The sequence below is a fragment of the Rhizomicrobium sp. genome, from assembly GCA_037200985.1.
GTDB lineage: Bacteria > Pseudomonadota > Alphaproteobacteria > Micropepsales > Micropepsaceae > Rhizomicrobium.
In genome coordinates this window covers 1348565-1362336 of record JBBCGJ010000001.1, presented here as the reverse complement: position 1 = coordinate 1362336, position 13772 = coordinate 1348565, and the positions used below count along the sequence as shown (strand labels likewise).

The following is a 13772-nucleotide window of genomic DNA, read 5'->3' as shown; positions in this document are numbered from 1 at the left end:
CATGACCGCGGTCGCCACCACGGCCTTCGATCCCGCGCGCGATCCGCTGCGTCTGCGGCGTTTGATCGTCCTGACCGCGCTCGGCGCCGGGCTGGTGACGGCGTGCCTCATCGCGGCGACCCTGGGCGCGCTCTCCATCCCGTTTTCCCATGTCGTCGCCGCGCTGCTCGCCCGCGCCGGTATCGACATCGGCGTGCCGGTCGCGCCGGTGGAGGACGCAGCCTTGTTCGCAATCCGCCTGCCGCGCGTGGCCCTCGGCCTGGGCGTGGGTGCGACGCTCGGATTGGCCGGCGCGGCGCTGCAGGCGCTGTTCCGCAATCCTCTGGCCGATCCGGGCCTTATCGGCGTGTCGGGCGGTGCCGCCTGCGGCGCGGTCGGCTGGATCGTGCTCGGCGCGCAACTGCCGCTGTGGATGCATACCGGCTTCGCCATGCCAGCCGCGGCCTTCCTCGCCGGCCTGATTGCGACGGGCGGCGTCTATATCATCGGCCGCACCCAAACGCGCACCGATATCGCGACGCTGCTTCTGGCGGGGCTCGCCGTCAACGCGCTGACCACGGCCGTCGTCGGCTATCTCACCTATCTCGGCAGCGACGCCCAGCTGCGCGCGCTCACCTTCTGGCTGCTCGGCGGGCTCGGCGGCGCGACCTGGGACCAGATCTGGCCAGTACTCCTGATCATGGCGGCGACAGGCACCGGGTTCGGCATCCTTGCGCGCGGCTACGATCTCTTCGCGCTGGGCGAGAACGCGGCCGGCCATCTCGGTCTGGCCGTCGAGACCGTCCGCCGCGCGACAATTCTCCTGGTCGCGCTGGGCGTCGGCGCGAGCGTCGCGCTGACTGGCATCATCGGCTTCGTCGGACTGGCCGCGCCGCACCTCGTGCGCTTGTTGGGTGGGTCGGCGCATCGTTTCGTGCTGCCCGGCTCGGCCCTGCTGGGCGCGCTGCTGGTCGTACTGGCAGATGTCGCGGCGCGGCTCCTCGTCATGCCGGCCGAACTGCCGATCGGCGTGGTGACCAGCGCACTCGGCGCGCCCTTCTTCATCTGGCTGCTGCGCCGCCGCCTGCGCGAGGTATCGCCATGAGCCTTCGTGGCGAGAACATCGTCGTCACGGCCGGGGCGCGCCGGATTCTCGACGATGTCAGTATCGTCGTGCCCGCGGGCTTCGTTGTCGCGGTGATCGGACCCAACGGCGCCGGAAAATCCACGCTGCTGAAGGTCCTGTCCGGCGACATCGTCCCGCAAGCCGGCTGCGTGACACTGAACGGCAGGCCGCTCGCGTCATGGTCCGGCGACGCCTTGGCCCGCCAGCGGGCCGTGCTGCCGCAATCGCCGGAGCTTGCCTTCTCCTTCCGTGCCTGGGACGTGGTCGAGCTCGGCCGCTTTCCCCATCGCGGCCGCGCGAGTTCGGACGCGGATCGCGCTGCCGTCCGTGGCGCGATGGCGGCGACAGAGACCTCGGCGCTGGCGGGGCGCGACTGCCGCACCTTGTCCGGCGGCGAGCTCCACCGCACGCACTATGCCCGCACCCTGGCCCAAGTCTGGGACGCAGCCCCGGATGCCGGCGCGCGCTACCTGCTGCTTGACGAGCCGACGTCGAGTCTCGATCTGTTCCATCAGCATGCGATCCTGGCCAAGGCGCGCGACGTGGCCCAAGCCGGCGCCGGAATCCTGGCGATATTGCACGATCTGAATCTGGCCGCAGCCTACGCCGATCGCCTGGTCGTTCTGGCGAACGGCCGGGTCGACGCCGAGGGCCGGCCGCAGGACGTCCTGACCGCCGAGCGCGTGGCGCGGGTGTGGCGCGTCGGCTGTTCGATCATCCCGTCCGCGAACGGCGGCGTCCAGATCCTCGTCGCGCCCAGACCCCGGGAGCCCGCTTGATACGGATCGACCGACGCAGCTACTACCGTGCGGCGAGAGCGCTCCTTTCGTGCCTTCAACAATCTGCAAACACACATCGGCGCATCAGCGCAGAGGTATGACATGACCTTCGACCGCCGCCGGCTGCTGCAAACGACCGGTGCCCTCGCCCTTGGTTTCGGCGCGCTCCCACCCTCCGGCCTCGCCGCTGCGCCGATGGCCGCTATGTCGGGTCGGACCGGCACGCCCATCGGAAAAGCAGATCACACCATCGAGATCGGGAACGGGCTGCTCGCGCTCGGATCGGAGACGGCGGTTTCGACCAAGCTCTACAACAATCAGTTCCCAGGGCCGCTGCTCCGGCTGCAGGAGGGAAAGCCCGTCACGGTCGATGTCCGCAACAACACGGACTCGCCGGAGCAACTGCACTGGCATGGCCAGACATTGCCGGCCGCAGTGGATGGCGCCGCCGAAGAAGGAACGCCCTACATCCCTCCGCACAGCACGCGCCGGATCGCCTTCACGCCCGGCCCGTCGGGCTTCCGGTTTTACCATTCCCATCTCACCGCGGGCACGGATTTGTCGGTCGGCCTTTATAGCGGTCAGGCAGGTCCGGTGTTCATCGCGCCGAAGCACGATCCCGGCGCCTACGACCGCGAGGTGTTCGTCACCTTCAAGGAGTTCGGTCCCTCCTTCACCCGCATGGAGATGCCGGACAATATGTTGGCCCCGGCGCCGATCAATCCCGCACTGCGCGATGCCGCGCTGAAGGCGCTGGACGCTTCCACGAGGCGCGGCCTGCCGCAGGCCTACGACGTGAGCTACCAGTTCTACACGATCAACGGCCGCATGCTGGGCGAAGGGCCGCCGATCGCGGTGAAAGCCGGCGAGAGGGTGCTGTTCCATGTCCTCAACGCCAGCGCCACCGAGAGCCACAGCCTCGCGCTTCCAGGCCATGCCTTCCGGGTTGTCGCGCTCGACGGCAATCCGGTGCCGCGTCCGGCGGCCGTTCCGGTTCTCTGGCTCGGGCCCGCGGAGCGGGTGAGCGCCATCGTGGACATGCGAACGCCCGGCAAATGGATCATGGGCGACATCGATGACGATGCGCGCGGTCATGGCGCCGGCATCGTGGTGGAGTATGCAAAGTCCGGCGGCAAGCCCGTCTGGACCAAGCCGGCCGACGCGCGATGGGATTACCGCCTGTTCGGCGCCGCGCGCAGCAGCAGCCCGCCGCCCGACGAGACCATCACCATGACCTTCGCCGCCAATCCCGGCGCGCGCAACGGCTTCGACGAATTCACGATCAACGGCGTGGCGTTCTCCATGGACCGCATGGACCCGTTGTTCGATCTGTCGCTCGGCCGGCGCTACCGGCTTCACATGCGCAACGCGACGGACGATGCCCATCCGGTTCACCTGCACCGCCATACGTTCGAACTCACCGGCATTGCGGGCCGGCCGACCGCCGGCGTCAGAAAGGACGTCGTGATGATCGGCGGCTTTCAGGAAATGACCGTCGATTTTCTCGCCGACCAGCCCGGCCTGAGCCTGTTCCACTGCCACATGCAGCACCACATGGATTTCGGCTTCATGGCCCTCATCCATTGCCGATAAGCTGGGAAATGCGGCGGAAGGCAGCCGGAACCCTCCTGACGCTTACGCTTCGCCCCACAGCGTTTCGGCCACCTTGACGACCAGCTCCAGCTTGCTGCGCTGATCGTCCTCGGTGATGTCGTTGCCGTGCTCGGTCGAGGCGAAACCGCATTGCGGCGCGATGCCGAGCTGGTCCATGTCGGCATAACGCGCCGCCTCGTCGAACTTGGCGCGGATGGCGTCCAGGCTTTCCAGTTCCGGCGTCTTGGTGGTGATAAAGCCGGCCATCACGCGCTTCTTGCCTTTCGGCAGAAGGCGCAAGGGTTCGAGGCCGCCGGCGCGCTCGGTGTCGTATTCCATGAAATAGATGTCGACGCTGGTCTTGTTGAAGATCGCGTCCGCCGCCGCGTCGTAGCCGCCCGACGCGGCATAGGTCGAGCGGAAATTGCCCCGGCACATATGCATGCCGATCGTCATGTCCTTGGGCCGGTCCTTGATCGCCTCTTCCAGCATCCAGGCATAGCGGTCGATCAGCCAGTCCGGATCCTCGCCCTGCGCCGCGCGCTCGGCCCGCTGCTTGGGATCGCCCAGATAGGCGAAATAGATGTCGTCGAGCTGCAGATAGCGGCAGCCTGCTTCGTAAAAGGCCTTCACCGCCTTCCTGTAGGTGTCCGCGATCGCCGCGAAGTACACGTCCTTGTCGCGATAGGGCGCGTATTCGACCCGCGCCTGGGGTACGCGGAAATGGATGCAGGACGGGCCGGGGATCGAAATCTTCGGCGTCACCTTGGTGTACCGGGCGGCGAAGCGGAAGTGCTCGAGCATCGGGTGGTCGCGCGGGAAATCCAGCGGCCCGCTGATCCTGGGGTCGATCGGCGGCAGATGGCGGTCCTTGAAGGCGACGCCTTCGTCCTGTCGCCGCACCAGATCGAGCCCGTCGAGCATGTCCATGAAGTCGTAGTGCCAGAAGGTGCGGCGCGCCTCGCCGTCGGTCACGACCTTGAGACCGATGTCCTCCTGCATCTTGATGAGGCCGGGAATTTCCGCGTCCTCGATCTTGCGCAGTGCGTCGCCGGTCAGGCCGGCGGCGCGGGCTTCCGCGATGGCGCGCGGACGCAACAAACTTCCGACATGATCGGCTCGAAACGGCGGCTTGGGGACTTCCATGATGACGTTCCTTTCTCCCGAAAGCTCGGGCATGAAGCAAAATCGATCGGACGAAGCCCGATCGCGTCTCTTCACCTTTGCGGGAACTACCGCTCCCGGAACGCGCCCCGCGTCCGGAACAGGTGATCGTCGTGGCAGGTCTCCTGGCTTGCGGGTCATCGTCTGCTGTCAGGTCTTCCCGGCGCACGCGCCAGTGACACGAAACGACAGCGGACTCGCCGCTCACAGTTGCGGGGGCAGCGCCAACGGCTTCCCTCTTAGCTCCCGGCCACACGACCGGAAGAACCACGACGATGGGATGTAACCCAACGCGGGCCCACCCCGTCAACCGGCTCGGCCTGTGCATCCGGGTTTTTCGGCCATTGACTTTGTTCGCCACCCGGCCACAAGATTTAGATGTTCACGGTTCTCCGGGTAGCGATATCTGGAGCTAAGAGGGAAGCCGGTGCGAAACCGGCGCTGCCCCCGCAACTGTCAGCGGCGAGCGTCCGCCACCAAAGGCCACTGAGGCACCTGCTTCGGGAAGGCCAGGCGGACGCAACGACCCGCGAGCCAGGAGACCTGCCGCGAACGGTTTGAATGTGCGTCGGGCGGGGTGTCCCGGTGGCTGCTTGCTGGTCGTGGCTTTGCCACCTTTCGCGAGTTGTCCGCCTCTCCCCATCCGAAAGGAGAGGCGATGTCATCCCAGACTTTCGATTTCGATATCCATGGTCATCTGGTGCCGGTGCCGGAAATCGCACCTGGCCGCTCGATGCCTGGTCCGAAGCTTGTCTTCCAGCGCGCGAAGCCGCGGCCCGCGCCGATGCCGGCGCCGTTGGGCCGAAAGCCCGTGCCTGCCGATCTCACGCTCGATCGCACGCGCGACGATCTTCTCACCACTTTCGGCAAGGCGACGCTCTCTGATCGCTACCTGATGCCGGGCGAGAACTTCCAGGACATGTTCGCGCGTGTCGCTTGCGCTTACGCCGACGATGCCGCGCACGCACAACGGCTCTACGACGCGATCTCCAAGCTCTGGTTCATGCCGGCGACGCCGGTACTATCGAACGGCGGCACGACGCGCGGTCTTCCCATTTCGTGCTTCCTCAACGGCGTGTCGGATTCGCTCGAAGGTATCGTCGGCACCTGGAACGAGAATGTTTGGCTCGCCTCGAACGGCGGCGGCATCGGCACCTATTGGGGCAAGGTGCGCTCGATAGGCGAGCGCGTGAAAGGCAATGGCGAGACCTCCGGCATCATCCCTTTCATCCATGTGATGGATGGGCTCACATTGGCGATCAGCCAAGGCTCGCTGCGCCGTGGCTCGGCGGCGGTCTACCTCGACGTGCATCATCCGGAGATCGAGGAATTCCTCGAAATCCGCAAGGCCAGCGGCGATTTCAACCGCAAGGGCTTGAATCTGCATCACGGCATCAACATCACCGACGAGTTCATGGAAGCGGTGCGCGATGGTGCGATGTTCGATCTGCGCAGTCCGAAGGACAACGAGGTCATCCGTCACGTGAATGCGCGCCAGCTCTGGCAGCGAATCCTCGAAACGCGGCTCCAGACCGGCGAGCCCTATCTGCTCTTCATCGATCATGTGAACCGTGCGCTGCCCAGACATCAGCGCGATCTCGGCTTGAAAGTCTCGACCTCCAATCTGTGCAGCGAGATCACGCTGCCGACCGGTATCGATCACGATGGCAAGGATCGCACCGCGGTGTGCTGCCTGTCTTCGCTCAATATCGAGACCTGGGATCAGTGGTGCGACGAGCCGGACTTCATCGAAGACGTCATGCGGATGCTGGACAATGTGCTGACCAGCTTCATCGAGACGGCGCCCGACAGCATGGCGCGCGCGAAATACTCCGCGCTGCGCGAGCGCTCGGTGGGCCTCGGCGTGATGGGCTTCCACTCTTTCCTGCAATCGCGCGGCATTCCGCTGGAAAGCGCGCTGGCGAAGAGCTGGAACCTGCGCATCTTCCGCCACATCCGACGCGCTGCCGACGCGGCGTCTTTCATCCTGGCCGAAGAACGCGGGCCGTGCCCGGACGCAGCGGAGCGCGGCATGAAAGCGCGCTTTTCCCACAAGCTTGCTATCGCGCCGACGGCGTCGATCAGCATCATCTGCGGCGGCACCAGCGCCGGCATCGAGCCGATTCCGGCCAACATCTACAATCACAAGACGCTGTCCGGCTCTTTCGCAGTGCGCAGCCCATACCTCGCCAGGCTGCTGGCGTCCAAGGGCGCCGATACGCCGGAGGTCTGGCAGTCCATCGTCGAGCACGAAGGCTCGGTCACGCATCTCGATTGCCTGAGCGACGACGAGAAGGCGGTCTATCGAACCGCTTTCGAGATCGACCAGCGTTGGATCATCGACCTTGCGGCCGATCGCGCGCCCTTCGTGTGCCAAAGCCAGTCGCTCAACCTGTTCATCCCTGCGGACGTCGATAAGTGGGACCTCCACATGCTGCATTGGACGGCGTGGGAACGCGGCATCAAGAGCCTCTACTACTGCCGCTCCAAGTCCATCAGCCGTGCAGGCTTCGCGGGTCAGCTTGAGAAGAAAGAGGCCGCTCTCAAGGTCTATGCGAAGACCGACTATGAGGAGTGCCTCGCATGTCAATGAACCTCGGCGGCATCGATCCGCGCACGCTCATCGGCACGGGCAAGATCGGCCTGCTCACGGCCACCGGCACCTATGATGTCGAGCGCTATCCCTGGGCCTACGAGTTCTGGAAGCGCCAGCAGCAGACGCATTGGATGGGCGAGGAAGTCCCGCTCGGCAACGACATCAAGGACTGGTCGTCGGACCGGATCACGCCGGCCGAGCGTGCGCTGCTCACCCAGATCTTCCGCTTCTTCACGCAGTCGGATGTAGAAGTCGGCGACAACTACCTGAAACGCTACATTCCGATCTTCCAGCCTCTGGAAGTGCAGATGATGATGGCGGCCTTCACCAACATGGAGACCGTTCATATCGACGCCTACGCCTTGCTCCTGAAGACTCTCGGCATGCCGAAGGCCGAGTTCGAGGCGTTCCGCGACTATGCCGAGTTGCGCGCCAAGGCCGACTACATGCACACGTTCGGCGTCGGCACCTGCGCCGACGTGGCACGGACACTGGCGATGTTCGGCGCCTTCACCGAGGGCATGTCGCTGTTCGCGAGCTTCGCGATGCTGCTCAACTTCCCGCGCCACAACAAGATGAACGGCATGGGCCAGATCGTGAGCTGGTCGGTGCGCGACGAAAGCCTGCACTGCGAGGGCATCATCAAGCTGTTCCATGCCTGGAACGCAGAGACCGGCGCGGTCACGCGCGCGGTACGCGACGACATCATCGACGTCGCCAAAACTATGGTGAGGCTCGAAGAGGGTTTTGTCGACCTCGCCTTCGGACTCGGTGAGATCGAAGGGATGAGCGCCGACGCGATCAAGTCCTATGTGCGCTATATCGCCGATTGGCGCCTGACGCAGCTCAAGCTCGCGCCCGTATTCGGCAATTTCGAGGAGACCGACAGCGGCTATCGCGCCTTGAAGCCTCATCCTCTCCCCTGGCTGGTGGAAATTCTCAACGGAGTCGAGCATGCCAACTTCTTCGAGCAGCGAGCCACCGAGTATTCCAAAGGGGCCAGCCGCGGAAGCTGGGACGGAGACGGTGGTGTCTGGAATCTTTTCGAGAAGCGCCGCGAGCGGGCGGCCTAGAAACACAGCCATGGCTTGGCTGTGGTTGGATAGGGAGAACGACATGTCTGATACGACCGACAACAATCATCTCAAGCAGCGAGCCGTCTGGATCGCGCTCCTGATGGGGGCGATCATCGTCAGCAGCGTCGCCTTCGCCTGCGCGACGCCGCTCGCGGCGGTCGGCGCGCTGGCGGCGCTGTTCATGCGCCGAACCGATGCGCTGGCGCTGACATTGGTGAACTGGCTCGCCAACCAGTTCATCGGCTACGTGTTCCTGCACTACCCGCAAACGCCCGACAGCTTCGGCTGGGGCGCTGCCATGGGCATCGGCGCGTTGCTGGCGACCGGCGCCGGACTAGCGCTGCGCAGCCGGATCGCGCGGTTGGGCGAGATCGCGGGCGCCATCGCGACGTTCGCGGCGTGCTTCGTAACGTTCGAGCTGGCTCTGTATGCCGCGACTGCGGTGTTGCCGGCCGGCGGCGGGTTCACGCCGGCCGTCATTCTCTATGTCTTGGAGGTCAACGGCATCGCTTTCGCCGGGCTGCTGGCCGTGCAGAGCATCGGCATGGCGACAGGCCTGGCGCTCAGGCCAGCGCCGCGCCCGCGAGCGGCGTAATCCCACCCCGGCGCTGACCGGAGGGTTCACCGACCCGAAGCGTTGCGCACGGCGAAACTGGCCGTGGCCTGGAGTCCGCCCGCGAAGTCGAGCCGTACCAGCACGAGGTTGCCCGGCCTGATCGCCGCCTTGGCGTCCGTGCACATGAGATGATAGCCGCCCGGCGCGAATTTCAGCGTGCCATGGGCCGGAATATCGATCGCGGCCACGTCGCTCATCTGCGCCATGCCGCCTCCGGTCTGCGACTTGTGCAGCATCAGAATCCCACAGGCCGGGCTCGACGCACCCGTCAGCTTCGACGGCGGGTCGCCATCGTTGCGCAGCGTGAAATATCCACCCGCCGGCAGCTTGCCGGGAAGCGCCCGGATCCACGCATCGCGGATCGTGACCGGCGCGGCGACTCGTGCGGATGGCGCCGCGGCCGCGGGCCCGCGCGACATATCCATGCCTGGCATCGTGTCTTGCGCATTGCCCAGCGTCACGATCAGGGTCGGGGTGGGATGTGTAGCATCCGTGCCGTCCCAGTTCTCGACACCTTTGGCGCAGGTCTGGACCGCCGGGAAGGCGACGTCGGCGCGCCCGCGCAGCCATGAGCGTCGAGGCGCTGAGGGCGTTCAAGGCGACACAGGCGGCCGAACGTCTCGCGCTCGGTCTCGGTAAGGAGGCGGGCGACCTGGTCTTCACGGATGAGACTGGCGAGCCGGTCAATCCCAGGGCATTCAGCAAGGAGTTCGCACGCCTCGTCGGCAAGGCCGGAATACCTCGGATTTCATTCCATGGCTTGCGGCATTCCCATCTGACGTCGCTGCTCAAGGCTGGTGTGCATCCGAAGATCGCCAGCGAGCGGGCGCGCCTCGGTCGCGATCACCATGGACGTCTATCAGCACGCCTTGCCGGCGATGCAGGATGATCTCGTCTTGGGTGTTGATGCCGCGATACGGGCCGCGCTCAAAGAGTGAGCGAAGGGAGAACGCAATTCGACGTGGACGGTGCCAGAATGGTGCCAATTCCGTATCGTCGCTGGATCACGCGGCAGGTATGTGTTTGAAGTAACAAGACGGATGGGTGGCCGAGCGGTTTAAGGCACCGGTCTTGAAAACCGGCGTGGCGGCGACGTCACCGTGAGTTCGAATCTCACCCCATCCGCCACTTCAGAACAGAACTGCGAACGCCGGGCGTAGCCGGCTTTACGCCGGCCGCGGTGGTCAGCGTTCGAAGCAGATTGCTTTTCGAACCGATGATCCGGACCTCGCGGTCTGCGACCTCGACGCGCTGCGCAAGCGCGCGGAGGTGGTCGCGGCGATAGCCGCCGCCGTCGATCCTGATCCGCTCGCGCGCCGTCCTGGCGAACCTCTGGACCATCTGCGGCGTGATGCATTGGTGGGCCGACGATTGCAGCATTGCGGCCGAGCGATCGGCGTCGGCTTGCGCCTGGTCGCGGATCGCCTTGAGGCTTGCGATGCGCTCTTTCAGCGCCGGGTCGTCGAGATCGGCGACGCCGGCCAGTAAAGGGCGGCGCGCAACGGCACGGTCATGGCAAGTGTCTCCTCAAGTCATCGGCGCGGCCCGAACAATTCATCGAATAGGTCGCCGAACCATGCCTCGAATATGTCGAGTTCGGCGTCGGTGATCGGCACACGGTCGGGCCAATCGTCGGTGACAGCCCAAGTCTCGACATCATGCTTGATGGGCCGGCCGGGGCGCGGCCACGGGCCAGGAACGATGTAAAGATCATCGGGCACAACGCCGAGGCTGACGTGCTGTCTGGACGTCCCGCCAGCATCGCGCCGCTGGGCTCCCAAACAAACGGCCTTTCTCTATCGGCGACGCCCTTCTGCCTCCGGGCAAATCGGTGAAGGGAGCGACTTCGCTCACTTTGAGTCTTGATCGCTTGCGGGCCATCTGCCGGGCCGGCGACAGGCGGTCAAGGCCGCAAGCCGCGAAGCGGTGGCGCGATTGCGCCAGCCTTGACGGGCTGGCGGCGGTCCGGCCTGCTCGCGTCCAAACGATCATGGGCTCAGCTCACCTTGCGCGCGAGGGTGAGCGGCAAGTCCAGCTCCACGCGGTCGTGCATCACCTTGGGCGTAATGCGTCCGCGCTCGCCGCGTTCGAGCTGGACCAGGCCGTAGCCTTCCATCGTCCGCAGCGTGCGCGATAGGTTCGATTTCGCCTTGCCGGTGATGCGTGCCAGTTCGTCGAGCGAGCCGGGCGCCTTCTCGGCGATGACGCGCAGCAATTCGCGATTGCCGGCCGACAAGACTTTGGCGAAAGACTCCGTCGAGGTGAACCACACCTTCGGCTCCTCGGCTTTGACGCGCCGCTCGCCCCGCGCCACCGCCATGGTGCGTGTTTTCATCTCCTCGTAGCTGGCGATGCCGACCTTCAAAGTGGTCATGGGATCACTCCTCTCTCGCGCAACACCGCGTCCACCGTTGTCCAAAAATCGGCGAGCAAGGTCGCCGCGTCCCGATACTCGTAAGCCCGTATCGTCCGGAGCCGGTGGCGATGGTCCTGCGCCTCGCCGCGCTTCTGCTTCGCGACTGGATGGGCATTGTCGAAACCGACCAGCCGCCCACCATCCGGCCCGTGCAATGTGAGCGAGTAGTCGATGCCGTGGGGCTTCTCCGGCGACACTGGCACTCGCGTCACCACGAACCGGACCCAGTGACCGCCCTCGGGGTCCACCACGAGAACCTGCCCGTCGAGGTCGAGAAGCACGTCGAGAGTCGGGTCGCGCGGCTCCATCACAGCGGGAAGTTATCATACTGAAGCAACACAAGCAAGGGAGGGCCTTCGGCGGCTGTAGAGTAGATGGCTGGCGTTCGGAGCATTGATATCATTGAGCTTTCAGCTAAAAGCGCCAGCAGGCGGTGTCTCGATGGAGTCCAAATATCGCCATCAGCCCAACCACATAGGCAGGACCGACGGTCGGCCTTTTACCTTGCCGTCCAACTTTTGAGCCCGATCCCCAGACGGACGGCTTCTTAAGTTGTGCGATGAAGCGGCGTGGCGTCTGCTCGACGACGAGCTTCACACGGGCACTCGGCGCGCTGCTGAGGCGTGGCATCGCTACACTTGATCATCGTTGCGACTGGGCAGCAGGCGCCCCGCTCGCTACTGTCACCGTGCCTTCGGGGGGCTCAGGTTTATGATCAAAGGCGCTCGCCGGCTGCCGTCTCAGCGCATCTCGATCCGTCTACCGTGGGCACGATTCCGGCTGTCTGGCCGCGTCTGGGACATGCTACAAGTCCCGACGTGGGTGCCACGCTTGCGCGGTGCGCGCCAGGGGCAAACTGTTTTTTAGCCGTCGAGCAAACGCCTGGGAGCGATAGGTCATGACGCAGATTCACATTCCAGCCGCTCGCGTGAAGCAGGGGGATTTGTTGCTGTACACCACAGCGCTGAAGGTCAAAGACCTTGTGTCAGAGAATTTTTACAACGTCGAAAAGCTGGATACGGCGGATGGGAATGACACGGGTTATCAGCGCGTTCTGAATCTCGCGCGTGCGAGGAAACTGGCGGATTACATCATCAAGGGTCAGGACAAACGCGACGCGTTTCTGCCAACTTCGGTGTTTCTGGCTACCGACAAGTCAATAGACTTCAACGAGGCTGACCACACAATCAGGTTCGATACCGCCGTGGTGGGACCGTTCAGCGTTGTTGACGGACAGCATCGCCTTGAGGGGCTGAAGATGGCCGCGCAAAAAGACGCGCGGGTTTTAGACTTCGAAGTGCCGGTGAACATCGCCACCAATCTGCCGACCATCGCCCAAATGTGTCACTTCTTGATTGTAAATACGACACAGAAGAGCGTCGACAAGTCGGTAGAACAGCGGATTATTGCTCGGCTCTCGGACGCACTGGACGTTGAGGATTTGCCAAGCTTGCCTAGCTGGATTCTTCGCACCGTCGAAAGAGGTGAGGTGGAAAGAGCAATCAAATATGCGGACTATCTGAACGATACCGATGAGTCGCCGTGGTTCGGAAAGGTGCGCATGGCCAACTCGGAATCCTCAGACGGCACGATCAATCAGCGATCTTTTGTAAAAGCCATAGTCAAATATGTACTAACAGCGAATAACCCAATTAGCATCATCAAAGATTTTGACAAGGAGAAGCGGATTTTCTTGAACTACTGGAAGGCCATCAAATCCAACCTGGACGATGGTGACTCGGAAACTCTGTACAAATACGGCGGGGTTGAATTGTTCTGCAAGTTCTCGATTCCGTTTTTCATGAAGCTTCAGGACCGTGGCAGTTACACGGTTGGCACGATGGAAAAGCTTCTTAAGGACTGCCTGGAAAACGTGGAAGGTGATTACGCGGGGGTGGGCCATCCAGATTGGTGGAAGACAGGCGGGCAAGCGGGCCGCCTCAACGCGGGCGCACTCAATATCGTTTGCCAGGAAATGACCAAGGCTCTCCACAAGGTATCGGCTCAGACCGCGATTGAAGTATGAATATCGAAGCTTTGGTGCCACAACCTTCAGGATGTGAGCCCTTCAAACGAAACCGTGAACGCTTCGTCCCTGAGAAGTCGGGATGCTACGTGCTGACTACCTTTTCCAAAGAAGTGTTGTACGTGGGACTGGCGGACAACCTTCGACGGCGCATGAACGATCACCTGGACAGCCCGACCAAGACAGACGAGACAAAGCTTGGTCGCGCTGTCCTGTTTCACTGGATTGAAAGCACTGATACGAACAAGATTGAGCGCACATGGATGAACATCCATATTCAGAACGAAGGCGTTCTGCCGGTGCTCAATAGATCTTACTCGCCCACGGCTACGTGAAAGCTCTGGCTGCGCGTGTTCTTGCAAACGCTTCGCCATGTCGGGATCAATCATAGGGCTATGGCG

13 protein-coding genes, 1 tRNA gene, 1 pseudogene and 2 riboswitches are annotated in these 13772 nt (G+C 63.7%); of the genes and pseudogenes, 10 read left to right on the top strand and 5 right to left on the bottom strand.

Annotation, left to right across the window (positions count from 1 at the left end; translation table 11 throughout):
* Nucleotide 1 precedes the first annotated feature (1 nt).
* The 3 genes from WDN01_06580 to WDN01_06570 all read left to right on the top strand — a co-directional run bounded on the left by WDN01_06580 (nt 2) and on the right by WDN01_06570 (nt 3477).
* Nucleotides 2-1084: an iron ABC transporter permease gene (locus tag WDN01_06580; GenBank protein MEJ0025677.1), complete on the top strand. Its 1083-nt coding sequence runs from the start codon at nt 2-4 to the stop codon at nt 1082-1084.
* The gene (locus tag WDN01_06575; protein MEJ0025676.1) at nt 1081-1884 is read left to right on the top strand and encodes a heme ABC transporter ATP-binding protein; all 804 of its coding nucleotides are present in this window, start codon (nt 1081-1083) and stop codon (nt 1882-1884) included. The genes WDN01_06580 and WDN01_06575 overlap by 4 nt, the downstream gene beginning before the upstream one ends.
* 102 nt (nt 1885-1986) lie before the next feature.
* Nucleotides 1987-3477 carry a multicopper oxidase domain-containing protein gene (locus tag WDN01_06570; GenBank protein ID MEJ0025675.1) on the top strand — a complete coding sequence of 497 codons (1491 nt, stop codon included), beginning with the start codon at nt 1987-1989 and terminating at the stop codon, nt 3475-3477.
* A 42-nt stretch (nt 3478-3519) separates the two neighbouring features.
* Here the strand turns inward: WDN01_06570 and WDN01_06565 are convergent, their stop codons facing one another.
* The gene (locus WDN01_06565) at nt 3520-4623 is read right to left on the bottom strand and encodes a 5-methyltetrahydropteroyltriglutamate--homocysteine S-methyltransferase (protein ID MEJ0025674.1); all 1104 of its coding nucleotides are present in this window, start codon (nt 4621-4623) and stop codon (nt 3520-3522) included.
* A 115-nt stretch (nt 4624-4738) separates the two neighbouring features.
* Nucleotides 4739-4928, bottom strand: a riboswitch (cobalamin riboswitch).
* 81 nt (nt 4929-5009) lie between these two features.
* Nucleotides 5010-5207, top strand: a riboswitch (cobalamin riboswitch).
* A gap of 92 nt (nt 5208-5299) precedes the next feature.
* Here WDN01_06565 and WDN01_06560 point away from each other — a divergent pair.
* Genes WDN01_06560 through WDN01_06550 form a run of 3 tightly spaced genes read left to right on the top strand, consistent with a single transcriptional unit; the run spans nt 5300 to nt 8908 of the window.
* Nucleotides 5300-7234, top strand: coding sequence for a ribonucleoside-diphosphate reductase subunit alpha (locus WDN01_06560; GenBank protein MEJ0025673.1), 1935 nt, complete (start codon nt 5300-5302; stop codon nt 7232-7234).
* Nucleotides 7225-8310, top strand: a complete 1086-nt coding sequence (locus WDN01_06555) for a ribonucleotide-diphosphate reductase subunit beta (protein MEJ0025672.1) — start codon at nt 7225-7227, stop codon at nt 8308-8310. The genes WDN01_06560 and WDN01_06555 overlap by 10 nt, the downstream gene beginning before the upstream one ends.
* Nucleotides 8311-8353: 43 nt before the next feature.
* Complete coding sequence (locus tag WDN01_06550) at nt 8354-8908, top strand: hypothetical protein (GenBank protein MEJ0025671.1); 555 nt, start codon at nt 8354-8356, stop codon at nt 8906-8908.
* 26 nt (nt 8909-8934) lie between these two features.
* On the opposite strand, the gene WDN01_06545 is transcribed toward WDN01_06550, so the two are convergent.
* Nucleotides 8935-9354, bottom strand: coding sequence for a copper chaperone PCu(A)C (locus WDN01_06545; GenBank protein ID MEJ0025670.1), 420 nt, complete (start codon nt 9352-9354; stop codon nt 8935-8937).
* Between the two features lie 131 nt (nt 9355-9485).
* Here WDN01_06545 and WDN01_06540 point away from each other — a divergent pair.
* A pseudogene (locus WDN01_06540) lies at nt 9486-9818 on the top strand (tyrosine-type recombinase/integrase).
* A 149-nt stretch (nt 9819-9967) separates the two neighbouring features.
* Nucleotides 9968-10057: transfer RNA gene (locus WDN01_06535), tRNA-Ser, on the top strand.
* Here the strand turns inward: WDN01_06535 and WDN01_06530 are convergent.
* From WDN01_06530 to WDN01_06520, 3 genes are all read right to left on the bottom strand, one after another.
* The gene (locus WDN01_06530; GenBank protein ID MEJ0025669.1) at nt 10043-10309 is read right to left on the bottom strand and encodes a hypothetical protein; all 267 of its coding nucleotides are present in this window, start codon (nt 10307-10309) and stop codon (nt 10043-10045) included. The genes WDN01_06535 and WDN01_06530 overlap by 15 nt on opposite strands.
* Before the next feature lie 616 nt (nt 10310-10925).
* Nucleotides 10926-11303 carry a helix-turn-helix domain-containing protein gene (locus WDN01_06525; GenBank protein MEJ0025668.1) on the bottom strand — a complete coding sequence of 126 codons (378 nt, stop codon included), beginning with the start codon at nt 11301-11303 and terminating at the stop codon, nt 10926-10928.
* On the bottom strand, nt 11300-11653 hold the full coding sequence (locus WDN01_06520; protein ID MEJ0025667.1) for a DUF6516 family protein: 354 nt from the start codon (nt 11651-11653) through the stop codon (nt 11300-11302). Before WDN01_06520 ends, WDN01_06525 begins: the two co-directional genes overlap by 4 nt.
* A gap of 590 nt (nt 11654-12243) precedes the next feature.
* Here WDN01_06520 and WDN01_06515 point away from each other — a divergent pair.
* Together WDN01_06515 and WDN01_06510 are read left to right on the top strand one after the other, a co-directional pair.
* Nucleotides 12244-13371, top strand: coding sequence for a DGQHR domain-containing protein (locus WDN01_06515; protein ID MEJ0025666.1), 1128 nt, complete (start codon nt 12244-12246; stop codon nt 13369-13371).
* Nucleotides 13368-13706, top strand: coding sequence for a GIY-YIG nuclease family protein (locus WDN01_06510; GenBank protein MEJ0025665.1), 339 nt, complete (start codon nt 13368-13370; stop codon nt 13704-13706). The genes WDN01_06515 and WDN01_06510 overlap by 4 nt, the downstream gene beginning before the upstream one ends.
* Nucleotides 13707-13772 lie beyond the last annotated feature (66 nt).

What these genes read in the sequence shown, in the direction of transcription:
- WDN01_06550 (MEJ0025671.1), top strand. Translation starts at nt 8,354, where the DNA reads ATGTCTGATACGACCGACAACAATCATCTCAAGCAGCGAGCCGTCTGG.
- WDN01_06580 (MEJ0025677.1), top strand. Translation starts at nt 2, where the DNA reads ATGACCGCGGTCGCCACCACGGCCTTCGATCCCGCGCGCGATCCGCTG.
- WDN01_06525 (MEJ0025668.1), bottom strand. Translation starts at nt 11,303, where the DNA reads ATGACCACTTTGAAGGTCGGCATCGCCAGCTACGAGGAGATGAAAACA.
- WDN01_06575 (MEJ0025676.1), top strand. Translation starts at nt 1,081, where the DNA reads ATGAGCCTTCGTGGCGAGAACATCGTCGTCACGGCCGGGGCGCGCCGG.
- WDN01_06560 (MEJ0025673.1), top strand. Translation starts at nt 5,300, where the DNA reads ATGTCATCCCAGACTTTCGATTTCGATATCCATGGTCATCTGGTGCCG.
- WDN01_06570 (MEJ0025675.1), top strand. Translation starts at nt 1,987, where the DNA reads ATGACCTTCGACCGCCGCCGGCTGCTGCAAACGACCGGTGCCCTCGCC.
- WDN01_06545 (MEJ0025670.1), bottom strand. Translation starts at nt 9,354, where the DNA reads ATGGATATGTCGCGCGGGCCCGCGGCCGCGGCGCCATCCGCACGAGTC.
- WDN01_06520 (MEJ0025667.1), bottom strand. Translation starts at nt 11,653, where the DNA reads ATGGAGCCGCGCGACCCGACTCTCGACGTGCTTCTCGACCTCGACGGG.
- WDN01_06530 (MEJ0025669.1), bottom strand. Translation starts at nt 10,309, where the DNA reads ATGCTGCAATCGTCGGCCCACCAATGCATCACGCCGCAGATGGTCCAG.
- WDN01_06510 (MEJ0025665.1), top strand. Translation starts at nt 13,368, where the DNA reads ATGAATATCGAAGCTTTGGTGCCACAACCTTCAGGATGTGAGCCCTTC.
- WDN01_06565 (MEJ0025674.1), bottom strand. Translation starts at nt 4,623, where the DNA reads ATGGAAGTCCCCAAGCCGCCGTTTCGAGCCGATCATGTCGGAAGTTTG.
- WDN01_06555 (MEJ0025672.1), top strand. Translation starts at nt 7,225, where the DNA reads ATGTCAATGAACCTCGGCGGCATCGATCCGCGCACGCTCATCGGCACG.
- WDN01_06515 (MEJ0025666.1), top strand. Translation starts at nt 12,244, where the DNA reads ATGACGCAGATTCACATTCCAGCCGCTCGCGTGAAGCAGGGGGATTTG.